This is a genomic window from Sorangium sp. So ce295 (assembly GCF_051527405.1).
Taxonomy (GTDB): Bacteria; Myxococcota_A; Polyangia; order Polyangiales; family Polyangiaceae; genus Sorangium; species Sorangium cellulosum_B.
In genome coordinates, this window is record NZ_CP150324.1 from 12,563,699 (window position 1) to 12,585,505 (window position 21,807).

Annotated in this window: 18 protein-coding genes and 1 pseudogene; 7 read left to right on the plus strand and 12 right to left on the minus strand. The window is 70.0% G+C overall.

What is annotated here, in order from left to right:
* Positions 1-182: 182 nt before the first annotated feature.
* The 4 genes from WMF11_RS47490 to WMF11_RS47505 form a co-directional block, all read right to left on the minus strand.
* The gene (locus WMF11_RS47490; RefSeq protein ID WP_437975479.1) at positions 183-1,910 is read right to left on the minus strand and encodes a discoidin domain-containing protein; all 1,728 of its coding nucleotides are present in this window, start codon (positions 1,908-1,910) and stop codon (positions 183-185) included.
* 549 nt (positions 1,911-2,459) lie between these two features.
* Positions 2,460-3,569 (minus strand): glycine oxidase ThiO, encoded by a 1,110-nt coding sequence (thiO, locus tag WMF11_RS47495; protein WP_437905647.1) that lies wholly within the window; start codon positions 3,567-3,569, stop codon positions 2,460-2,462.
* A 99-nt stretch (positions 3,570-3,668) separates the two neighbouring features.
* Positions 3,669-4,022, minus strand: coding sequence for a type II toxin-antitoxin system RelE/ParE family toxin (locus WMF11_RS47500; RefSeq protein WP_437975480.1), 354 nt, complete (start codon positions 4,020-4,022; stop codon positions 3,669-3,671).
* A 13-nt stretch (positions 4,023-4,035) separates the two neighbouring features.
* The gene (locus WMF11_RS47505; protein ID WP_437975481.1) at positions 4,036-4,311 is read right to left on the minus strand and encodes a hypothetical protein; all 276 of its coding nucleotides are present in this window, start codon (positions 4,309-4,311) and stop codon (positions 4,036-4,038) included.
* A gap of 1,272 nt (positions 4,312-5,583) precedes the next feature.
* On the opposite strand from WMF11_RS47505, the gene WMF11_RS47510 reads away from it, so the two are divergent.
* Together WMF11_RS47510 and WMF11_RS47515 are read left to right on the plus strand one after the other, a co-directional pair.
* A complete protein-coding gene (locus WMF11_RS47510) occupies positions 5,584-7,263 on the plus strand; it encodes a hypothetical protein (RefSeq protein ID WP_437975482.1) in 1,680 nt (559 codons plus the stop codon).
* Between the two features lie 122 nt (positions 7,264-7,385).
* Positions 7,386-8,495: a hypothetical protein gene (locus WMF11_RS47515; RefSeq protein ID WP_437975483.1), complete on the plus strand. Its 1,110-nt coding sequence runs from the start codon at positions 7,386-7,388 to the stop codon at positions 8,493-8,495.
* A 119-nt stretch (positions 8,496-8,614) separates the two neighbouring features.
* Here the strand turns inward: WMF11_RS47515 and WMF11_RS47520 are convergent, their stop codons facing one another.
* The 5 genes from WMF11_RS47520 to WMF11_RS47540 all read right to left on the minus strand — a co-directional run bounded on the left by WMF11_RS47520 (position 8,615) and on the right by WMF11_RS47540 (position 14,669).
* Complete coding sequence (locus tag WMF11_RS47520; RefSeq protein WP_437975484.1) at positions 8,615-9,682, minus strand: 5-methylcytosine restriction system specificity protein McrC; 1,068 nt, start codon at positions 9,680-9,682, stop codon at positions 8,615-8,617.
* Between the two features lie 4 nt (positions 9,683-9,686).
* Complete coding sequence (locus WMF11_RS47525) at positions 9,687-11,531, minus strand: AAA family ATPase (RefSeq protein WP_437975485.1); 1,845 nt, start codon at positions 11,529-11,531, stop codon at positions 9,687-9,689.
* 526 nt (positions 11,532-12,057) lie between these two features.
* The gene (locus tag WMF11_RS47530; protein ID WP_437975486.1) at positions 12,058-12,903 is read right to left on the minus strand and encodes a hypothetical protein; all 846 of its coding nucleotides are present in this window, start codon (positions 12,901-12,903) and stop codon (positions 12,058-12,060) included.
* A gap of 40 nt (positions 12,904-12,943) precedes the next feature.
* Positions 12,944-13,654 (minus strand): hypothetical protein, encoded by a 711-nt coding sequence (locus WMF11_RS47535; RefSeq protein WP_437975487.1) that lies wholly within the window; start codon positions 13,652-13,654, stop codon positions 12,944-12,946.
* A gap of 169 nt (positions 13,655-13,823) precedes the next feature.
* Positions 13,824-14,669 (minus strand): hypothetical protein, encoded by an 846-nt coding sequence (locus tag WMF11_RS47540; protein ID WP_437975488.1) that lies wholly within the window; start codon positions 14,667-14,669, stop codon positions 13,824-13,826.
* A 339-nt stretch (positions 14,670-15,008) separates the two neighbouring features.
* Between WMF11_RS47540 and WMF11_RS47545 the strand changes: the two genes are divergently transcribed.
* The 4 genes from WMF11_RS47545 (at position 15,009) to WMF11_RS47560 (ending at position 18,815) form a co-directional block, all read left to right on the plus strand.
* Positions 15,009-15,551 carry a hypothetical protein gene (locus tag WMF11_RS47545; RefSeq protein ID WP_437547410.1) on the plus strand — a complete coding sequence of 181 codons (543 nt, stop codon included), beginning with the start codon at positions 15,009-15,011 and terminating at the stop codon, positions 15,549-15,551.
* A gap of 11 nt (positions 15,552-15,562) precedes the next feature.
* Complete coding sequence (locus WMF11_RS47550) at positions 15,563-16,105, plus strand: hypothetical protein (protein ID WP_437975489.1); 543 nt, start codon at positions 15,563-15,565, stop codon at positions 16,103-16,105.
* A gap of 168 nt (positions 16,106-16,273) precedes the next feature.
* Entirely contained in the window at positions 16,274-17,899 is a 1,626-nt protein-coding gene (gene ffh / locus WMF11_RS47555; RefSeq protein WP_437975490.1) for a signal recognition particle protein, read from the plus strand.
* Between the two features lie 10 nt (positions 17,900-17,909).
* The gene (locus WMF11_RS47560) at positions 17,910-18,815 is read left to right on the plus strand and encodes a carbohydrate-binding family 9-like protein (protein ID WP_437975491.1); all 906 of its coding nucleotides are present in this window, start codon (positions 17,910-17,912) and stop codon (positions 18,813-18,815) included.
* 73 nt (positions 18,816-18,888) lie between these two features.
* On the opposite strand, the gene WMF11_RS47565 is transcribed toward WMF11_RS47560, so the two are convergent.
* Positions 18,889-19,704 (minus strand): methyltransferase domain-containing protein, encoded by an 816-nt coding sequence (locus WMF11_RS47565; RefSeq protein WP_437905655.1) that lies wholly within the window; start codon positions 19,702-19,704, stop codon positions 18,889-18,891.
* A gap of 97 nt (positions 19,705-19,801) precedes the next feature.
* On the opposite strand from WMF11_RS47565, the pseudogene WMF11_RS47570 reads away from it, so the two are divergent.
* A pseudogene (locus WMF11_RS47570) lies at positions 19,802-20,077 on the plus strand (hypothetical protein); the annotation flags it as partial.
* 98 nt (positions 20,078-20,175) lie between these two features.
* Here WMF11_RS47570 and WMF11_RS47575 read toward each other — a convergent pair.
* Positions 20,176-20,571 (minus strand): GFA family protein, encoded by a 396-nt coding sequence (locus tag WMF11_RS47575; protein ID WP_437905656.1) that lies wholly within the window; start codon positions 20,569-20,571, stop codon positions 20,176-20,178.
* A 131-nt stretch (positions 20,572-20,702) separates the two neighbouring features.
* Entirely contained in the window at positions 20,703-21,632 is a 930-nt protein-coding gene (locus WMF11_RS47580; RefSeq protein ID WP_437975492.1) for a BON domain-containing protein, read from the minus strand.
* Positions 21,633-21,807: the final 175 nt, after the last annotated feature.

Consider the following 21,807-nt stretch of genomic DNA (forward strand, 5'->3'; position numbering starts at 1 on the left):
AGCCGACGCTGCCTCGTTCCCCGGACCATTTCAGGACACGGCGAGCCCCGAGAAAAGTTCCTGACGCGCGGGATCTCGACTGCGATGTGGTCCAGAACGCATCAACGCCGGCGGGCGACGCAGGGGAGGGGCTCCCGCGGCGCGCGGGAGCCGGTGTTCAGGACGAGCGGGGCCACACGCGGCTAGGGCGCGCCCGCGTGCGTCAGCGTCTCCCAGCCGATGTGGTTGCCGACCCGGGTGGAAGCGCTGCTCATCGCCCTGACGCGCGTGATGAGCTCCTCTGTCTTCGGCATGCTGATCCCGCGCCGGTTGCGGAGCTCGTTGTACCCGATCTCCCAGCCCATGACCGCCGAGCCGCCGCCGGCGGTCTCGGCGAAGCTGCTGCACGGCCAGTTTCGCGCCGGCATCCAGCCCGCGGGCGTCACCTTCACGCCGACCCGATTGCCCGTGTTGTCGAGGTATTGCAGCACGTAATCGGCGTTCAGCTCGAGCGCCTCCCGCAGGCGGTTCTCGTCATGAACCGGGTCGTCGCCGTAGGCGCTGCGCGCATCGCCTTGAATGCGAAGGGTCTCTGCCATGTTCGCCAGCGAGCTCACGCCCATCTGCATGTGCCCGAGGTCGCGGCAGGTCTCCTGCTCCAGGCCGGCGATGGTGCGCGTCGGGTTGCTCCAGATCCCCGCGAGAGCGCCCTTCGCGTCGTCGGTGTAGCGCGGCCGGCCCTGATAGATGGGATAGAGCGGCTGGCGGCCGTCGCTCGGCATGTAGATCATGGCCTTGCTGGAGTGCTCCACCTGGCTCACGACGTACTCGTACTTCTCGCGATCGTTCGTGAAGATCGCGATGCCGAGCGCCGTCTCGTTCATCACGGAGGTCCGGTTCGCGCCGCCCGTCCAGCCGTCTTTCACCAGGTCCCAGTAGACGGTCTTGAAGTGGTTCTCTTGCAGGGCCGTGTCTTCGGCCGTCCAGCCGCCGTACGTGTAGCGCAAGATCTCCGCGGCCCGCAGGAAGTTGGTGCCTGCCCAGCCAGCGGCGAAGTGGCCGTTGGCGTAGACCTGACCGTTGTTGTCCGGGAAGCGGGGCTGATCGAACAGGATGGCGGTCATCGTGCGCGCCCAGGCGTCGAGGATGCGCCGCGCGTTCTCGGCGTACTGTGCGTCGCCGCTGTAGTACCAGAGCAGCGCCTGCGTATAGGCGGCGTTCGCGTCGTTGACGATCTCGCTGCACCCCGCTTGCTCGAAGCCCAACTCGATGGCTTTCTGCTTCGAGCCGGGCGTGGAGCACTTGACGACGGGCACCGGGCTGGCGACGTAGTCCCGCTTCGCGTGCCTCGAGCCCCTGGCGAGCTGGTACTCCTTGGTCCAGGGCTGCGCACCGCCGCCGATCTTCGTCTTGACGAAATCCAGCTGTGCCTTGCTGACCAGGATGCCCGGATGGACGAAGGCGTCGGGGGGGGCCGCGCTGGCGGAGATCTGGAGCTCCGTCACGCTGGCGTAGTCGTTCAGGGTGTTCCCGTTGACCGTGAGGCGGACGTACCGCGCGTCGACGGCCTGGAGCTCGACCGGCTGGAGCGAGGTGTTGGGCAGGCTCTTCCCCGCGAAGAGCGGAGAGAAATTTTGGCCGTCCGTGGACGTCGAGAGCGCGTAGTCGTAGATGCGCCCGTCGACCCCGCCGTTGTACCAGCCGAGAGAGATGCCGCAGATGCGCTGCTTCGCGCCCAGGTCCGCCGTCACGTAGGCGCCCTTGCCGCGGCCCGACCAGCGGGTGGCCAGGCTGCCATCGCCGACGTTCGCCGCCGGGTTCTCGGCCTGCGCGACGCTGGCGACGAGGCTCGACGGCGTGAGGCGAACCGTGCAACCCGGCGCAGAGAGCGACGATGATTGCTGTCCGCCGACTTCATCGCTGCCTGTCACAGAGCCCTCGCCAGCGCCTGTGTCGGCGCCTACGACGCAGCCCGCGAGAACAGCCGTCAGGGCGACACACATTGTGGGGACGGCAGTGCGTAAGTTCAAGGTATTCTCCTTTCGGTGGATCATTTTACCGACCTCAAGGCAGTGTGCGTGATGATGCCACCAAGTAAGATCGAAGTTCTCAAGGAGATGAGATACGGTATTTGCCGGCGATGTCAAGCTCGTGCTGGGGAGCCTGCTCCTGGTCGACAGGTCATTGCCATGCATGTCTGGCCGCCGTCCTGAAAAAAGGATGTCTGTCAGCGTCTCGTCTGCTGACCGAATGGGCTGTGGTCAATTCACGGCTGGCGATCGAGGCTCCCCGATGAGCGTTTGCCTCGCGAGGGAGCTCAGCGGGTTGCCACCCTCACGCTGGCGTCGTTCCCATCGGGCAGGGGGTCCAGCGGGCTTGGGCGCTGCCGCGCCGAACCATCGCGAGGGTCTCCGCGCATCGATGCTCGAGCGGACGACCGTCAGCTCGCCGCGCGCGGTGCGCACATCTCGCCGCCGCGCTCAGCCGGTGATGCCGGGCCGTCTGGCGGAGAAGGGCGATAGATCCACCGGCGGCTCCTCTCCGGCGATCAGCGCCGCCACGATCTTCGCCGTCACCGGGGCGAGCAGCACGCCGTTGCGGAAGTGCCCTGTCGCGAAGAGCAGATTCGCGATCTCCCCCTCGCCGAGGATCGGCAGCGCGTCCTTCGGGTGGGGCCGGAGGCCGGCCCACGTCCTGCCGATCGGCGCGTCGCCGAGCGCGGGCGCGAGCCGGAGCGCCGCGGTCAGGAGGTCGCGCACGGCGCGCGACGTCACCGCGGTGACGTAGCCGGCGAACTCCACGGTCGCGCCGACGAGCACGCGCCCGTCGTCGCGCGGCGACAGGTAGCACCCGGGCCCGTAGACCACCTGCGAGAGCACCGGCGACGCCGGCGTGAGCTCGACGATCTGCCCGCGCACCGGGCGCACCGCCGAGGGGGCGAGGCCCGACGCGTCGAGCAGGGACGACCAGCTCCCGGCGGCGAGCACCGTCCAGCCGGCCTCGACCTTCGTGCCGTCCTCGAGCTGCGCGCCGCGCGCGTGCTCCCGCTCGACCACGATGCGCCGGACGGTCGCGCCGGTGCTGAACCGCACGCCCGCGCGCTCCGCCGCGATGCGCAGCGCGCGCATGAGCGACGGCGGATCGATGCGCGCCTCGTCGGCGAGCCACGCGCCGCCGGCGACCTCGTCGCAGAGCGCCGGCGCGCGCGCGCGGGCCCCGTCGCCGTCGCAGATCTCCACGGCGAGGCCGGCTTCCCGCTGCCACGCGAGCTCGCGCGCGATCTCCTCGCGTCCTTCCGCGGTGAACGCCACGCGCAGGGCGCCGCTCTGCCGGTACCCGACGTCGATCCCCGTCGCCTCGACGAGCGACGCGGCGAGCTCCGCGTAGAGGGCGCGGCTCGCGAGGCAGAGCCGCGCGAGGGGGCCGTCGCCCGAAGCCTCGAGCTGGGGGCCGATGATCCCCGCCGCCGCCCACGAAGCGCCCTCGCCCTGGTTGCGCTCGAGGACGCGGACAGACAGCCCGCGCCGCGCCAGGGCCAGCGCCGAGGCGCACCCGGCCACGCCGCCGCCGATCACCACCACGTCGCTCATCGGCGCGTGCATAGCACGCCGGGCGCCGAGGGGGGCTGTGCGCGGGAGCGCTGCGGGGGCTGGCGCGCGCCGGGAGGAGCGACGCGACGCATTGCCCGTTCACCTCGTCCGCGGCTTCCGTGAGGGGAGGCCGGCCCCGGCCAGCGGCCGCTGCTGCCGCGCGTGGAAGAGGCGCAGCAGCCAGAGGTCACCGTCGGGGTCGGAGGCGTCCACGAGATACCAGACGACGTAGGGGAGCTTGCGCAGGAGGATCCTGCGGACGACGGCGCGGTCCTCGTCGTCCTTTGCCTCGGCGGGACCGATCCCAGGGAAGCGGGCGAGGAGCTCGATGGCCTCGTCGAGTCCGGTCCGCAGGCGCTTCACCTGATCGATCCCGCGGTCCTCATTGAGCCAGCGCACCTGATCGCGGAGATCGCGGGCGAACTCCCGGCGGAAGCGGACGCGGCGGCCCACGCGGCGCCCTGGCCTAGCGGGGGCGGCGACGAGGGGCGTCACGGAGCGCCTCGTCGAAGATGGAGTCGATCTCCTGGCGCGCGGCCTCGTCGTGGTCTCCAGCTTTCATCCGCTCCCAGACCGCCCAGACCTGGGCTCGCTGCCACTCCTCGGCCCGGCTGAGCTGCTCCGCGTCGTCGATCTCCTGGACGCGCTCGATGAGGAGCGCGCGGATCGCGGGTGAGAGCTTGAGGCCGCGCTTCTTCGCCTCGGCCTGGACCCGCTCCCGGAGCTCGGCCGGGAGCACCACGCTGACGGGTCCGCTGTCCTCGTCCAGGCCTCGTCCCGCCGGACCGCGTTCCTTATCCCGGCCACGCTTCGCCGTTCCCGTCCCTCTCATCGGTGCTCCCCGCGGAGACAGGATAGTGAAATCCACTATGGCGTGCAACCGGGCGGTCCGGCCGCTGCTGGGGAGACGTCGGAGATCTCTGAAGAGCGCCGAGCGCTGGCCAGCTCCGTCGGCCAGTGATGGGCGGGCTTCTGCTCCGCGTCAGCGTCAGGTCGGCGAGGACGAGCATGGATCCATCGCCCCGGGCCCTCGCCCACGCGTTCCGGCGCTCGCCGGCACGGAAGGGCGTGGAGAGGCGCTGCCGCCTGCCGGCAGGGGTGAGGGGAAGGGCTGCGGACGCCCGGCAGGGGTGGGGGGAAGCGTTGCGAAGACCCGGCAGGGGTGGGGGGGAAGCGCTGCCGAGACCCGGCAGGGGCAGGGGCAGAGGGGGAAGCGCTGGCGGATGCCCGACCAGTTTGGCCGCAAAGCAATGGGTTGGCGGTGTGCTTGCCCGCAAGAAGGGGCTAGCTTCCTGAGGTCGCGGAGGTTTGTATGCGGCTAACCCTGGAAATCCAAGAGGACGCGTTCCGTACACCCAAGACCCCGGAGCAGGTCGCGGACGAGATGCGGCAGGCGGCGGCGGTCTTCTGGGTTGCTCGAGGGGATATCGCTCTGGAGGCCGTGAGTAAGATCTTTGCGCCGCCTGCGCTCGAGACGGAGGGTACGTTGTACGAGCCGCTCATGCAGGGGCCTAACGGGGGTGATGGAGATGGCTCCGGCCCAGGGGTTTCGGCAGGCGTCATGCAGAGAGAAATCAAAGACGGTCATAGCGGGCGATTGTGAGAGAGCGACATGGAGAACACTGCGAGATGATTCGCAGTGAATGATCATGGACTTCAAGGCTTCGGCTGGTCGCAGTGCGGTGTGACGTCGGCTGTTGCAACTGGGATCTCTGCGAGGACCACCTGGTCTGATAGCACGTCATCACGAAGCCGAGCCGCGCCCTCCTGCACGCCACCGTGCCAGCCCTCGACCGAGCGGGTATCGCGCGACAACCAGCATCAACCGCCAACGTGGGGCCAGGGGCGAGGTTGTCCCACCGCCGTGCAAGGGCACATTGACAAGCAGCGGCGTCCCCGTCGAGAATGAACGTGGCGAATGGGACGCCGTAGCCCTCGATCCTTCCCTCGCGTCCGCCTTCCACGGACACGCGGACGGCGTGGTGGATCGGCCGGTGCGACTGCGCTAGCGATCTTGCTCGCGATCGGGTTGGGGCTTTACGCGCTGCTCGCGATCGTTTCCGCCCTGGCCGCGGTTCTCGCGACGCCGTACCCGTGGATCGCGCTCGGGTTCGTCGGCGTAGGCTATGTCGTATACCGCGAGCGTCTCCCGCCCTCCGGGCAGGGCGCGTCGCGGAGCAGACACCCTCTCGTGGTGCTCCTGGTGTTCATCGCGCTGACCGGCGTCATAGCGATGCTCCTGTATGCGCTCGTCATGGTCCTGACGATCCCGGCCGTCTGGATCTTTCTCGGCGTCGCGGGCGCTGCCTACGCCATCTACCGGATAGCTCGACGTATATGGCGCGAGCGCCTGGAGGTGCTGTTCCTCGATACCATCGCCGCCCTCCACGCATCGGATCCCAGGGGCACCGAGCTGCTCAGCAAGCTGGAGGCCCGCGGAGGGGACGATGCCGACGCGTGGCTGCTCCTCGCAGCCCACGCCGCATGCCGCGCGCGTTACCAGGACGCCCTCGCGGCCTTGGAAAGAGCCGCAGCGCGGGTCCCGAGCATCGGCCGGCTTTCGTCGGGCATGGAGCTGGCCTTTCCTGGGCTGCCTGCGCCGTTGCCGTTTCGCCCAGGGGGCGAGGGAGCTGGCAGTATCGAGGTCGCGCGAACCCAGATTCATGTGCTCGACGGGCGCCCGCGTCAGGCCGTAGCCGACTTCAAGCTCGCCGCGTCGGATCCTGCCTTTCCGCTGGGCGCTTCGGCGCTGGCGGACGCACAGGTCGCACTGGGCGAGATCGAACATGCAGCGATGGCGCTGAGGCAGGCTGCAGATGCGCCGGGCTGTGCTCCCGAGCTGTCGCGCAGTCTGCGTTACAAGCTGGCGCGGTTGCTGGAAGACAACGAGCATCGCTCTGCCGCCATCGCCGAGTACCAGGCGTTGATCGCTCAGGGCGGCCTCGAGGACGTGGCCGAGCGTCTTCCGGCGCTGCATGCCCATGTCGAGGAGGAGCGACGCCATGTCGAGGAGGAGCGACGCCGTGAGGAGGAGGCGCGGAAGCGTCAGGAACAAGCGCAGCAGCGAGAAGCGTTGAAGGTCGCGATCGCCCACGCGGAGAAGCTCGGCGCGGCGGGCCAGCACGACCTCGCGGCGGGGGGATTCCGCCACGCGCTCAAGCTTCCCATGGATGAGGAGACCGCGCGTGCAGTCGGCTACAAGCTGGCGATCGCCCTGGAGGACGCCTGTAAGCCGATGCAGGCCGACCAGGAGTACGAGGCGCTCGGCGAATACGAGGACGCACCGGCGCGCAGGGAGGCGATCCGTGCCAGAGAGCAGGCGCGCCGGGAGGCGATCCTTGCCGAGGAGGAGGAACGCCGCCAGCGGGCGCTACGGGCGCAGGAAAAGGAAACACTGGATGAGGCGCTCGCAAAGCTCGAGGCCGCGAAGGGGCCCGCGGGGCGCAGGAGTGCCGTGCGGTTCGGCCTCGAACGGCTCACGCTTCAGGATCTGCGCGAACAGCTCCTGCTGGAGGCTTCCCAGATCGAGGTCGACGCCGTCCTGGAGAAGGTGGATGGGCTCAAGACGGCAGCCGCGAAGCGCCGCCATCTGCTCGCCGCGCTCGATGCCGTCCGCTCCGACGAGGTCCCAGACGAGCTGCAAGCGCAGCAGATTCGGTGGATCGAGGAGGCGCTCGCTGCGCTGGAGACGTGACGGTGGTCGATCGGAATTCGCCCAGCTCGCCGCCCCGCCCGGGTCCGGTGCCAACCCTGAAAGGGCTCTTCCCGCGGCCTCATCCGTCGAGCGAGACGCTCTTCAAGCTAGGCGTTGCGGCGATGGTGCTTGGGCCCCTCCTTGGCGTGCCTGCGATCATGCTCGGACGGCTCGTGCTTCGGGAGATCGTCAGCGCGGAGGGGCGATACACGGGTGAGGCGAGAGCCAGGCTCGGCGTTGCCCTAGGGTGGGCCGGGACCCAGGTCTACACGCTGCTGTTGCTTTACGCGATTGGCGCCACCTCCGAGCCTGTGGCGCTCGTCGTGCTCGGAACAGGGATCATCGCTGGCCTGACGGTCGCGATCGGTGCCTTGACCGCGGCTGCACCGCGGCCGTTCGCGGCTGCTGCGCTGGCGTCGCGCCGGGCGCCGTGGGTGGTCTACCCTGCGGTGGCCGGCCTGCTGAGCGTGGGCCTCGCGGGCTTCATCACGAAGCGCAGCGCCGACGAGCGCGTCCGTCGGGAGGCGCTTGCCGCCTGCGAGCAGGCGCGCCGCAGCGCGAACGAGGCGCTCGAGGCGGCGGGCTTCGACCGGGCCAGGTCGTATCTCCACGAGGCGCGGAGCACCTGTGTCGGGGTGGCGTTGCTGGATGTTGCGCGCACGGAGGCCGAGGTCGACGGGAGAGAGCGCGAGGCCATCCAGCGGCGTGACGAGGAGGAAGCCGCCCGAAAGGCGCAACAGCGCGCCGAGGAGGAGCGGGAGCGGGGCGCGAGGGAGCTGAGAGCCGCTGCCCGCTTCAAGGACGTCGCCCCGGCGATCGCGCGGGATCTGCAGGTCGCCTCCACCAAGGCAACGCTACGACGGTGGGAGGATGCTCAAGCTGCGTTGAGCCGCGTGGAGCTCGCGCTGGACGAGTTCCGGGGCACCGACGTGCAGCAGGCAGAACCGTGTACAGCGCTCCTCGCGCGGGTCGCGCGATTGCGGCCGGATGTCGACGCGGGTGTGGAGGAGATCCGGCAGCGGCGGGAGGCGGAGGAGAGGCGGCGGCGGGAGCTCCAAGAGGCCGCGGAAGAGAGGCGGCGGCTGATGAAAGAGGCGGCCGAGGAGAGGCGACAGGCGAGCCTCCGGGTGCAGTGCTGCGACGGCACGCTCTCGCCGAGCTGCCTCTGCGCCCGCTCCTCGTATCGTGGCTGCTGCTCCTATCACGGAGGTGTCTGCGGTTGCGAGGAGTGATCGTCTTGGCACGACCGGCCCGCATGTCGCGATGTGTGATTCACACGATGGTGCTGCGAAGCCGCACGCCATCGTCCGGTTCGACGAAGCGCCTCGCCCTGCACGCGGACAGCGAGTTCTCATACAGCCACCATGCGCGTCGCGACGCGTCGTAACGGCAAAGAGAGCAGGGCCGCACGGATGTCAGCCCAGCTCGCCGACAGGTCGAGCGTCCGGACGGAGATGCGGATGTCGCCCAGCGAAAATGTCTCCGATAGGCCGCGTCCGACGCTCGCGTACAGCAGGACGCTGTCTACATTGATCGACGCTGGCTCCCGCTCGCGGGTGTTCTTCACGTAGGCGAAGAGCTGGTACAGATGATCCGATCTCAGCTTGAGCCGCGCGCTGTCTGCAAGCTCCCTGAACGGCCGCCTCACGAACTTGGTCTCGATGATGGTGCACTGCCCGGGCCAGCGGACCGACACGTCGGTGATCATCCGCGGCAGGAGCTGGAGCGCCGTGCGCTCTCCCGAAGCGCTGGCCCAGCTTGGGCACTCGCGGGTGACGCGAGCCCCGTCCAGATGGTGCTGGAGGAAGCCGCGTACGAACGCCTCGAACAGGTCCGCCATCTGCTCGTCGTCACGGGTGAAGTCCCGGAGTCGAGCTCCGTCCCCTTGCTCGTCCGGGAGAAAATTGGCCAGCACGAGCTGACATATGTCGAGCAGCATCCCGTAGAGGCGATGCCCGCGAGGGACGCGGGCTCGCCGCAGCAACTCCGCGTGGAGCTCGACATCCGCGACGTCCTCCATGCGGAAGCACGCGGCGCGCAGCGCGACGGCGAGCTCGCGCTTGATGTTGCGGCACGTGCTGAGCAAACGGGCTGCTGCCTTGACGACGCGGTTCTCGATGACGTCGTACGAAAGCTCATCGAAGCGGCAGCCCACGCGCCCTCGCGACCGCAGCGCGCCGCTGACCGTGCGCGTCACGTCGATGGCGCCACGCGGCCGCCGTACATCCTCCGCGCGCTCGAGGTACGCGCGGTACGGCCCACGCCGGAGCAGCGCGCTGAGCCCGTCCGCGAGCAGCCGCGCGAGGAGATCTGCTGGCGTGTCCGCCTCGATCGCGCCGACCTCGGAGACGGCCGAGAGATCGAGGAACCCGGACGCGTAGGCGAGCAGCGTGTACACGTTCCGGATCGGAATCTCCACGGTGTCAGTGCTCATCGTCGTACATGAGCGCGAGCGCGTCTGCCGCGCGATCGGGCGCGTCGAACCAGTACTCTTCGAGCAGCGGCCGGATCTCAGTTTCGACGATCTGCCCATACCAGTCCACGGCAGGGGCGCGCCCCGCCGGAACCTGGCAGAAGTAGCTGTGGCCTATGCAGAAGCCTTGGCCGAGCTGCGGATCGCCCCGGATCATCTCGTTGAGCAGCTTGATGCGCGCCCGGATCCGCCCGATGAGCGTCTCTGGCACCTGCATCCGCGAGAGCTCCGCGGCGAACGCTTCGGCCTCGAAGCTCGGCGCGACCGAGACGAACGCGAAGCGGCGCCGAAGGGCGTAATCCACCAGGGCGAGCGAGCGGTCCGCTGTGTTCATGGTGCCGATGATGTGCAAGTTCGGGGGGACGTAGAATGGCTCCTCGTCCTCGGTCGAGTACGAGAGCGTCGTCGCCCACTCCTGGTCACGTTTGTCGGACTCGATGAGCATCATCAGGTCGCCCAGGATCTTGCTCAAGTTGCCGCGGTTGATTTCGTCGATGATGAGTACGTAGGAGTTGTCGAGATCCTGCAAAGCGCGGTTGCAGATGCGGAGGAATGGGCCATCGCGCCGCACGAAGCCTTCCTCGGTCGGGCTGTAGCCGCGGACGAAGTCCTCGTAGGCGTACGATTGATGGAACTGCACCATGTCGATACGCTCGGGAGCCTTCTCGCCGAGGAGCAGGTACGCGAGCCGCTTCGCCACAAACGTCTTCCCCACCCCGGGGGGGCCTTGCAGGATGAGGTTCTTCTTGTTCTGCAGGAGCCCGAGCATCCGCTCGATCTGGATACGTCCGAGAAAGAGGTCACGGCATGCCTCGTCGAGCCTGTACGATTTCGTCGGCTCCGGACGCTCGGGTCCGTTGCTGCCGCGGACACCTAGCGCGTCCTCGATTTGCGCCACGAGCTGCGGGTATTTGCCGATGTCGGTCAGCATCTTCGTTACCAGCGGTTTGTCGCGTACACGCCAGTCGCCGGACTTGAGCCACTTCACTGTGCGGACGTGCTTGTACTCGGAGCGCTTGGGCTCGAAGCGATAGTCCGAATTGATGATGCCGTAGCCGACGATGTGATGGATGCCTCGTTTCGCGACGACGGCGTCACCGATCTGCATCTTGTGCGCGAACTCGTAGCAGGCCAGCGCGTCGTTCGTCGGGATACTGCCGTCGTTTCGACCCTCGGCGAGCTTCCTCCGGATTGCGTCGACGTCGGCGTACCGTTTCAGGTCCCCCAAAGAATCCACACCGATCGCTGCGATGGATTCCTTCTTGAAGTCCTCCCAGAGGCGCGCGCCCTTTCCGGGTGCCAGCAGCCAGACGCGGCGCTCTGCGCCGCCTTCTGTCGTGTCGGGCGCGGCGATCACGCTCTCCTCATGGGCGCCCTCACCCTCACCGCCCCCGACGCGCTTGCAGAGCTGCTCGAGGCGCCAGGCGTCGATGTCGAGTGCCTTCGCGAGCTCCAGAAAAACCCGACGGAAACGCGTGTACTGGTCTGCAATGCCCGCTTCCTCGTCGAGGAGGCCCGCCGCCATGAACGCGGAGCGCGCGGACTTGTAATAGATGGGCCACTCCCGAGGGGCCTGGACATGCCACCAGAAGGGCACGAAGAAGGGCACCCGCGACGTATCGGCCTTGATCGCCGTGGTGACATTGGTGGTCTCCAGCGCCGCGAGGTAATCGAGGAACTCCTGGAGCTGCCGCGTGGCCGCACTCTCGTCGGCAGGGACGCGGAGCGCGGCCTTGAGCTTCGCCGCAAGTGTGGCGTGATCGGGCACGTGTTTGACCAGCTTGTTCAGCACCATGCCACCGCCGAACCCACCGAGCCCGAAGGTGCTCCATTCGGTGCGGCTCCGCCGATCGAATTCCGACCGGAAGCGCTCGAGCTCGGTGCTGCCCGCGAGGAAGCCGTCGAGCAGCTCCCGGATCTGCGGCACGACTTCTTTGCGCTGCTCCTCGAGAGCCGTCATGGCCTGGAGCCATGCGCCGTCGCGCTGCGCGTGTTGGAGATGCGCTTGCCAGGACGCAATCGCCTTCCTCGATATCTCAGTCATGCTCGTCTGCGCCGGCGTGCTTTCATCGCGGGCAGCCTCCAGCCTCGGAGGCTAGGGCAAATTCGGCCAGCGCGGAAGAAACAGGATGAGTTGTCGGGTGGACGGTCGAGGGCCTTCGCACCTTGGAGCTACGAGCACAGGCTTAAAGCAGCTCTCAAGAACATACCCCCTCAAGCCCTGTATAGCCCCGTCAGCCTGCGCGGGGATCGTCGAAAAGAAGGCCGCTCGACGCCTTCGACTTCGCTCGCGTCGGCGTGGCGTGAGCGCGCGACGACCGCTACTCCGACGCACCTCCGCCGGTCTCCTTGGCTGCCGTTGCAGGTCCGGGCGCCTGCGCCGCGGCCCCGGATCCCGTGATTCCTGGTGCGGTGGCAGTGTCGGGTGTCGTGCTCTCCGCCGGCTTCGCAGCAGCCTCCGGCGCCGCGATGTCCGTCGCCTTCGCCTTGACAGCGGCCTCTGTCGCTTGCTCCGTCGCACTCGTCTCCGGCGCTTTCGCCTCCGGCGCCTTTGCAGCAGTCTTCGGCGCCTTTGCGGCCTTGGGTGCCGCGCCCTCCGGCGCCTTCGCCGTAGCCTCCGTCGTCGCGCCCTCCGCCGCCTTCGCCGTCGCCTCCGGCGCCGCGCCCTCCGCCGCCTTCGCCGGGGCCGCCTTCGCCTTCTTCTCCTTCGCGGCCTTCGCCTCGAGCGCCCCCGCCGCGATCGGCTCTCGCTTGCCGTGGCCGACCGCGCGCGGATCGCCGTACGGGAACGCCGCGCTTCCGCTCGCGTCGATCGGCTTGCGCGGGGCCTCCGGATCCGTCGCCGGGCTCGGCGGCGGCGCGATCGGCCGCGGCGCGCGCAGCCGGTTGCCAGGGCCGGCCTGGGTCCACACCTGCACGTCGCCGAGCACGCGCGTCCTGTTCGCCATCCGCCGCTGGCCCCGCGCGCCGAGCAGCTTCTCCAGGAACGTCGGGGGCGACGTCGCGCCAGGCTCCCCCTTCACCCAGCACGTGTAGTCGCCGATGCCGGTGCCCCGGAACGCCTCGCGGCAGACCGCTATCCCGAGCTCGGCCGCGATGTCGCTGAGGAGACGACCCGGCGCGGCCTCGACCGTCCTGTGCTCGTTGACGAAGGTGACCTTGGGCATCGGTGGGCAGGGAGCGTCCTGCTCCCCTGCCGCGAGCGCGTCAAGAAGCGCGGCGCGCGTCCCTCGCGTCCCGCACGCGGTGCAGCACCCGCGCGATGCCGAACAGGTTCCAGCCCGCGAAGCCCAGGAACAGCGCCACGAGCGCGACCGCCCAGCGCGACGCGCGCGGCGAGCTGCCGTCGATGAGCAGCCAGGCGTCGTCCGTCACGGCCATCCCCGCCTGCTCCTCCACCTCGGCGGCCAGCCGCGCATGCCGGATGCCCGCGCTCTTGAACGGCACGAGCCGCCCCGCGAACGTGCTCGGCGGAACGAAGCGCGGGCCCTCGAACCCCTCCGGCACCCGGATCTCCACCCACAGCGCCGGGTTTCCCGCCACCGGCGCCAGCCGGAACGAGTCGCCCTCGGCGGCGCGCCCGTACCGGATCGCGCCGCGCGTCCCGAGCAGGCCTCCGGCCCGCACGTAACGGTTCGCGAGGTCCGCCTGCGGCCGCAGCGACGCGAGCTCTCCCACGTCCGCCGGCTGGCCCGCCGACAGCGCGTAACGCGCCTCCCCGAGGAGCGCGACGGCCATCCACAGCGCGGCGATCGCGGTCGCCGCCATCAGCGCCACCGTGACCGTGCGCTCCTGCTTCGGCGGCGAGGGCAGCGCGAGCAGCTCCGGATCGGGCCCCGCCACGTCGAGGCCATCGCCACCCGGGCCGCGCGGGCCGGACGTCATGGATTCCAGGGTCGAGGTCGGGTCGGTGGGCACGCTTCGTCGAGTATATAGCCGGAGCGCCGGCCGCGGTGCACCGCCGTCTCGCCGGTCCTCGGACGAGGGGAGGAGCGGGCTCGGGCGCGGCGGACCCGGGCGCGCAGGACGTTGGGCGCGGCGCGCGAGACGCGGGCGAACGACACGCTCCCGGCGCGCGTGCGCGGGCTCAGGACCAGCACACCGGGTTGCCCGTGGCCACCGAGGCCTCGAAGACCCGGCGCAGAGAGCCGAGGATCTGCTCGAAATCGGCGATGCGCAGCGCGCGCTGCGCCACGTGGAAGGAGCGCGGATACGCGGAGCGGACGCGCCCCCTGTCGTCCTGCATTCGACCGTCGGGCCAGGGAATGCACCTGCCGGGAACGGCGACCATGGACTCGAGCTCGCGTCCCGTGTCGAGGTCCCGGAGCAGCACGCGGCCGCCCTCGTGGGCCTCGGTGCGCTCGGGCTCCAGCAGGATCTGCTCGACGCGCAGGGCGCGGAACAGCTCGCAGGGCGGCGCTCCGCGGCTCCGCACGAAGAAGCCATTCGCGTCGAAGCCGAGGTTGATCTGCTCCGAGCCGCTCAAGACGAAGATGCCTTCGTACTGCGGAATGAAGTCATAGAGCTCATCACCGGTCCCGGAATCGACAAGGAAGGCCGAGCGGACGGAGGCGACGAGCTCGGCGAACCGCGCGAGCTCTCCCAGCGCGCGCGCGCTGGCTTCGGCCGGCATCCTGCCGCCGTTCGCCGCCGGCAGCTCGGCCTGCAGCGTCGGGAAGCGCTGCCAGCCGATCCGACCGAGCGCCGCCTGGAACGCCCTGAGACCTGCCCAGTTCGAGATCCACTCGGAGGCGAGCCACATACCCTGGTGCGGGCAGCAGTCCTCCATCCATGCGTAGAACGCGTCGTGCGCGTCCTGATGCTCCTCCTCCGGGAGCGTCAGGCAAAGCCGCCCGTCGTCATCGAACCCCACGTGCTCCGCGTGCGGGGGCGGCGTCCGCGTCGTCCCGTCGAGCCAACATCTGCACATCACGTTCGCGTCCAGGCCCATTCGTGCGCCTCTTGCGTGGCTCGCGGCAGCCGGCGGGATCCCCGCCGCGCGAGCGTCCGTCGGCGGGGCGCCGAGTCTAGCCCGCGCGTTCGCCCATCAGGAACCGCGGGACGCGATCGCCGGGCCGGCGCCAGAACACGCCCCGGGGGGCGGCGCGGGCGGTACCCCGCATGGGCCGGCATGGAGGCCCCGCAGGCACCGTCAAGCCGCCCACCGTCCTCACGGGCCGCCCCTGAGCTCGCCGCGCGCTCGCCCGGCCGCGGTCCGGGGGGCCGCGTCACGCGCTTGCCCGCGCGCGGCGCCTTGCCTAGCCTAGCCGCGATGCCCTCGAAGAACGACAGCTCCATCCTGTGCCCGTCGTGCGGCGCGAACAACGCCTCCGTGACGGCGAGCGGGCGCTGCATCGCGTGCGGCGCCAGGATGGGCTCGCTCGCGCCTTTCCGCGACTCCGAGCTCGACCGCAACCGCCGCTACCAGCAGGAGGGCTTCTCGATCCTCTGGTGCCTGATCGCCCTCGTCCTGCAGAGCGTGCTCACCGCGGCCCTCGTCGGCGGCCTCCCCATGATCGTGCAGCAGCTCGACTTCGAGGGGTCGAACGGGATGATCGTCGCCATCCCCGTCTGGTTCATCGGCGGCGTCCTCCTCGGCATGATCTCGCCCGGAAAGACGTTCCTCGAGCCGGTCGTCGCGTCGTTCCTCGTCGCGATCCCGACCGTCTTCTACCTCCTGCACAGCCAGACCGTCCGGACGATGCCGCTGTTCATGTACGTGATCATGGCGCTCATCGGCGTGCTCTTCACGCTGATCGGCTCCTACCTCGGCGAGCGCATCCAGATGGGCCCGCCCGCGAAGACCGCCGACTGAGGGCGCCCAGCGTGACGACGAGGCTCGGCGCGACGGGCAGCGCAGGGGCGGCGGGCGCAGCAGGGGCGGCGGGCGCAGCAGGGACGGCGGGCGCAGCAGGGACGGCCGACCGGCGGATCGCCGCAGCGAAGCGGATCGCCGCGGCGCTCGCCGCCGTCGCCATGGTCCAGCTGGCGCCCGGGTGCGGCCGATCGGCCGAGCAGCAGGAGGCGGATGCGCTCCTGCATGCGATCGACGTCCTCCGCGACGCCCCGAGCGAGCCGCGCGAAGCGCGCGAGGCGCTGCTCGCGGAGCTCGAGCGCCAGCCCGCATCGACGCCGCCCGCCGCGAGCGCCAAGGACACGTGCGCGCGGGCCTACCGCCTGCTGCTCGACGCCACGGCCGCCGAGGCGCGCGTCCGCGCCCTGCTCGAGGCGCCCGACGGGGCCGCAGGGCCCGGCGCGCTGGCGGATCTCGTCGCGGCGGACGCCAAGGTCAAGGAGAGCGCCGAGGTCATGCCGAGGTGCGCCGAGGCGCTCGCGATCCTCCGCCGCTCGGGCCGGCGCGGGATGTGACGGCCCGCGTCGCCCGCGCCCGCGCCGGCGGCGTCCGCGCCGGCCGAGGCGCCCGCGCCGCGCGCCCCGGGGAGGGGCGCCGGCCGCGCCCGCGCAGCGCGTCGCGCGGCGTTGAAGAGGGCAAGGGGATCCGCGCTCGCGGTCCCCTGTGCTAAGACCCGCCCTGCCATGTTCGACACGCTGACACGGGGCTTTCGTCAGGCCAGAAACCGCCTCGCCGGGCTCACGGAGCTCACCGCGGGCAACATCGACGTCGCGCTCCGCGAGGTAAGGCTCAGCCTGCTCGAGGCCGACGTCGAGATCGGGGTGGTCAAGGCGTTCCTTGCCCGGGTCAAGGAGGCCGCGGTCGGCCGCACCCTGGAGACGCGCGTGAAGCACGCCGGCGAGGTCCACCAGGTCTCGGCGAGCGACCACTTCATCAAGATCTGCCACGACGAGCTCGAGGCGATGATGACCCACGAGGGCGACGAGATCGCCTGGGCCGACAGCGGGCCCACGGGCATCATGATGGTCGGCCTCCAGGGCTCCGGGAAGACGACGAGCTGCGCGAAGCTCTCGCGCTACCTCGAGAAGCAGGGGAAGAAGCCGCTGCTCGTCGCGGCCGACATGCAGCGCCCCGCGGCCGTCGAGCAGCTCAAGGTCCTCGGCGAGTCGCTCAAGATCCCCGTGTTCAACGTGCCGGGAGAGTCGCCGGTCGCCATCTGCGCCGCGGCCCGCGGCGAGGCGAAGCGGCTCGGCCGCGACGTCATCATCTACGACACCGCCGGCCGCCTCGCGATCGACGAGCCGCTCATGCAGGAGCTCGCGCAGATCAAGGACGCGACGAAGCCGGAGAACATCTTCCTCGTTGTCGACGCGATGATCGGCCAGGACGCCGTGAAGACGGCGCGCGGCTTCAACGAGCGGCTGTCGATCGGCGGCGTCGTGCTGACGAAGCTCGACGGCGACGCCCGCGGCGGCGCCGCGCTCAGCATCAAGGAGGTGACGGGCGCGCCCGTCCTCTTCACCGGCCTCGGCGAGACGACGGACAAGTTCGAGCCGTTCCGCGCCGACGGCATGGCGAGCCGCATCCTCGGCATGGGCGACGTCGTCGGCCTCATGCAGGACTTCGAGGAGGTCGTCGACCAGAAGAAGGCCGAGAAGGACGCCGCGCGGATGCTCCAGGGCGACTTCACGCTCGAGGACTTCCTCGATCAGGTGCGGATGATCCAGAAGATGGGATCGCTGAAGGATCTCGTCGACAAGCTGCCCCTCGGCGGCATGTTCCCGGGCGGCCTGCCCCAGGACGTGAACCTCGACGACCGGGAGCTCGTCCGCATCGAGGCGATCATCCAGTCGATGACCCGCCTCGAGAAGAGCGACCCGTACGCGCTGGTCCGCGAGCCGAAGCGGGTGGAGCGCATCGCGAAGGGCTCGGGCTCGAAGCCCGAGGCGGTGAGCGAGCTCGTCCAGAAGTTCCTGTTCATGCGCCAGATGATGAGCGGCCTCGGCCAGAACATGGGCCTCATGGGCAAGATCCCCGGCATGAAGCAGATGGCCATGGCCAAGAACATGCGGGAGATGCAGAAGCAGATGATGGCCGGCGGCGGCATGCCCGGGATGGGGATGCCGGGCATGGGTTTCCCGGGCATGGGCTTCCCGGGGATGGGGATGCCGGGCATGGGCGGCTTCCCGGGCGCCGGCGCCGGGGGCCCGAACATGACGAAGATGAAGACGCTCAGCGCCTCCGAGCGCAACGCGAAGAAGGCGCAGCGCAAGCGCGAGCGCGACGCCCGCAAGAAGGGGCGCAAGTAGCGGCGGCCGCGTGCGCGGGCCCTGCTGCCGGCGGCGCTTTACTGACAGCGCGCACGGCGCGCACGCCCGCGCGCGGGCGCTCGCGCTTGTCGCCGTGGCCTTCGCCGCCGCGTGCTCCCGGGGCGGCGGGGGCGAGCAGGAGGCGGCGCCGCCCGGGGCGACGGGTCGCGCGCCGGCGAGCAGCGGCGCGGGGGCCGGACAGAGCCAGAGACGACCGCCCGCCGTCGTGAAAGAGCTCTCGGTGCGCAAGCTCGCGCCCGGGGCGGCGATCGCCATCGACGGCCGCCTCGACGAGCCGGCGTGGCAGGCGGCGGCGGCGACAGGCCCGTTCGTCAACGTGGGCACGGGCCGCGAGGATCGGTCGCTGCCGACGCAGGGCGAGGCGCGGCTGCTCTGGGACGACGGGTTTCTCTACGTCGGATTCGACGTCCGCGACACGACGATCACAGGCGGGTTCCCCGAGGGCGCGCGCGATCCGCACCTCTGGGAGCGGGACACCGTCGAGGTGATGATCGACCCCGACGGCGACGGGGACAACAAGGACTATTACGAGATCCAGATCAACCCGCAGAACCTCGTCTTCGACTCGCAGTTCGACGACTACAACGCTCCAAGGGGCGGCCCGAGCGGGCCTTTCGGCCATGAGGCGTGGAGCGCGGGCCTCGCGAGCGCGGTCGCGCTGAGAGGGACGCTCGACGACGGGTCGGACGAGGACGTGGGGTACGTTGTCGAGGCGAAGATCCCGTGGCGCTCGTTCGCGAAGGCGAAGGCGGCGCCGCCGTCGCCCGGGGACGCGTGGCGGATGAACTTCTACGCCATGCAGGACAACGGCGGGGCGGCGTGGTCGCCGATCCTTGGCGAGGGGAACTTCCACCGGGCGCGGCGGTTCGGGCGGGTTCGCTTCGTGGGGCCGTGATCGGGCTCGTTTCACTGACGTGCCCATGTCGCACCGTCGCGGTCCGCTCCATCGCTCGCAGGGAGGCGCGTCGCTACCGCGGTTTGCGGCCCCATACCTGAAAGAACGGACCGTGCACGACGAGCGTCTCTGGATTCTCGATGTGACGCATCAACGCTTCCCTCAGATCGCTGAAGGTCTGCTCCGCGATCAGGCGCTGGGAGAGGATGCGTTCGCGCAGGTTGTCGGCGAACTCGAGCAGGATGGGGCGACGAGCGTCGCCGGGCGGATGAACGTGGACGATCGGCTGGATGCGCACCGACGCGAGGCCGGCATCGCGGAGCAACCGCGGCAGCTTCCGCCCGATGAAGAGATCGATTCCGTTGCGCTTCGTGTAGCGCACGAACAGCTCGATGAGCGTGGTCCATGCGTGCTCGGGTGGATCACAGATCATCGCGGCCCAGTCGACCTCGTGGAACGCCACGACTCCCCCCGGGCGCGCCAGCGACACGGCTTCTGCGACGATCTGCTCCGGGTCAGGGACATTGACCAGCAAGAGACGGGCGGTGACCAGATCGAAGGACTCCTTCGGGAGGGATGTGGCTCGGGCGTCCCCCTCCAGGACTTCGACGTTGCGAAGGCCGCGCTGTGCGATGAACTTCCGGGCGAGGGTGACCGCTTCGCCGCTTCGTTCGACGCCGACGACGCTCCCCGCGAGGCCGACGCGCGCCGCGAGCAGGTCCAGGCAGCCGCGGGGGCCGCACCCGAGCTCGAGGACGCGGGCACCGGCGGCTAGCCCGATCTGATCGAGCAGCCAGTCCGCCTCGTGGGCCAGCTGCTCGGACTGCTGCTGTAACCGCTCCTGCTCCGCGCGCCGGTAGCCGAGGAAATATTGTTCGCGCTCACTCATCGTTTATCCCCGGTCGCTGGGTGAGGCCCACGCCGTTCAACGGTCACTGGATGGCCTTGGTTGATTTCATCGGCTCCCGGCATGAGCCGTGCCGTGCACTGCCGCGCACCGCGGTCAGAACGTGCCCTTCGACCCGCAGCTCACCACGCCGGGGGTCGGCCGGGCCGACGTCTGGGTCTTCGATTCGAGGAACCTGGGGGCGTCGCTCGGCGGCGATCCGCTGACCATCGTCACCCTCTTCGGCGACACGCCGCGCGCGCTCGCGGTGACGCCCGACGGATCGCGCGGGTACGCGGCCGCGTTCCACTCGGGCAACCGCACCACGACCATCCCGGAGCCGGCGGTGCCGGACGGGGGCGAGGGCGAAGCCGGGCGCTGCGGCGCCCTCCGCGTCGGACGGTTCGAAGCCGGGCTACCGGGCGGAGCCGCCCGACCGCTGAGCGCCCGACGCTCGCGCGCCTGCAGGCCTGCTCATGGCCGATCCCCCACGTGCTGCTCGGTGTCCGCCAGGGCGGGCAGCCAGCCCTCGCGGCGCCTGATCCAGAGCTCGTAGGTCGGAGCGAGATCCGTGGGAGCGTCGTCGAGACATCCCAGCTTGATCTCGACCTCCCCCTCCTCCTCCCGCGGCGAGAACAGCCGTGATCCGCACGTCGGGCAGAAGCTGCGTCCCTCCCAGCACCTCGTCTCGCCCGTGGACTCGAAGCTCGCCCACGGCCACACCGCGAACGGCATGAACACGCTGCCCGTCTCCTTCCTGCACGAGGTGCAGTGGCAGATGCCCACGCGGAGAGGCTCGCCACGAAGGTGAAAGCGCACCGCACCGCAGGTGCAGCCGCCGCTCCGGACGCGCTCTGATCCAGCTTGCATGTCGCCTCCGCTCACAGGCCCGGCGCCCTCGTAGCCCGCGCCGGTTTTCACCGGCAACGCCCGCCGCCGAGCGGCCAGGTCAGCGCCTGTATCACAAATTTACATCAATGGTGTATATCGGGTCTGCTGGTTCAGATCCGGGCCGAGTGGCTCGCCGTCGGGCGTGACGCCCCCTGCTGCGCGCCCGCCAGGGCGGCATCGCCCATCGTGCCCGCCGTGGCGTTCGAGCGGGTCGTCGGCTCCATCGCTCGCTGGACCCGGATCCTGTTGTGCACGTCCTCGACGCCCCGCGTACCCTCGGCGACGAGCTCGATGATGCGCTTGTGGTGGCGCTGGGGCACCGTGCCCTCGAGGATGACCTCGTTGTTCTCCACCTGGACCGTGACGTCGCTCACGTCGATGTCGTGGCGCTCCGAGAGCACCTCGCAGATGTCCTCGTGGATGCGCGCGTCGGAGCGTTTGTAGCCCTTCGGTCCGCGGCCGAGCGCTCTGCGCACGCGGTCTCCGATCTCGCCGAGCGCGTGGCCGACGCTCTCCAGCGCCGAGTGGCCGGATTCGTCGTGATCGGGGCGCTCGCCGCCGTACGCGCCGCCGCCCCAGGCCGCATCGGGACCGTAGTCGGGGTTCACGACGCGGGTCATGCCGAGGTAATAGGCGCCGCCGAGATTGAAGTTGTACGCGCTGCCCACGGCGGGAAGGGGATTGCCGCCGAAGCTGCGGCTGTCACCGGGGCCGCCGGCGTAATCGCCGCCGCGGTCGTCGTGGGGCCAGCCGCGCTCCTCGTCACCGGGACGATTGTCGCTGTTGGCGAAGCGACCGTCGCCGAGAGCGCGACCCACGGGGCCGCGGTGCGTCGTGGGCCCAACCGTGCGAGCCTGCTCGCGGCCCCAATCGCGGCCGTCGCGCAGCGTGGCCCCGTGATCGTCGATCGGGCCCGCGCTGCGGCGCTCGTCGCGAGGATAGCCGCGCTCGGTGAAATGGCCCCGGTCGTCTCCGTAGCGCCGATCCCAACCGTGCTCATTTCGTCCGTAGCCTGTGTCCCTGTCGAATCGATCTCGCATCCTGTGCCTCCTTTCTTCCTGGCGAGCACTGCGCCTTCAACACGCCTCCGCCGCGCGGCAGATCGCGCCAGCCTGGTCGCTTGGATCGTGAAGATGGGTCGCGTCGGCGCCCTCTGCCACCGGGGAGAACCCTTCGTCTCGCGCCCGGGCGATCCCGAAAATGACGATTCATCGG

Coding starts and splice junctions, on each gene's coding strand:
- thiO (WP_437905647.1), bottom strand. CDS start 3,569: ATGAGCGACGTGGTGGTGATCGGCGGCGGCGTGGCCGGGTGCGCCTCG.
- WMF11_RS47580 (WP_437975492.1), bottom strand. CDS start 21,632: ATGCGAGATCGATTCGACAGGGACACAGGCTACGGACGAAATGAGCAC.
- WMF11_RS47565 (WP_437905655.1), bottom strand. CDS start 19,704: ATGAGTGAGCGCGAACAATATTTCCTCGGCTACCGGCGCGCGGAGCAG.
- WMF11_RS47525 (WP_437975485.1), bottom strand. CDS start 11,531: ATGGTGCTGAACAAGCTGGTCAAACACGTGCCCGATCACGCCACACTT.
- WMF11_RS47530 (WP_437975486.1), bottom strand. CDS start 12,903: ATGCCCAAGGTCACCTTCGTCAACGAGCACAGGACGGTCGAGGCCGCG.
- ffh (WP_437975490.1), top strand. CDS start 16,274: ATGTTCGACACGCTGACACGGGGCTTTCGTCAGGCCAGAAACCGCCTC.
- WMF11_RS47515 (WP_437975483.1), top strand. CDS start 7,386: ATGGTGCTTGGGCCCCTCCTTGGCGTGCCTGCGATCATGCTCGGACGG.
- WMF11_RS47575 (WP_437905656.1), bottom strand. CDS start 20,571: ATGCAAGCTGGATCAGAGCGCGTCCGGAGCGGCGGCTGCACCTGCGGT.
- WMF11_RS47545 (WP_437547410.1), top strand. CDS start 15,009: ATGCCCTCGAAGAACGACAGCTCCATCCTGTGCCCGTCGTGCGGCGCG.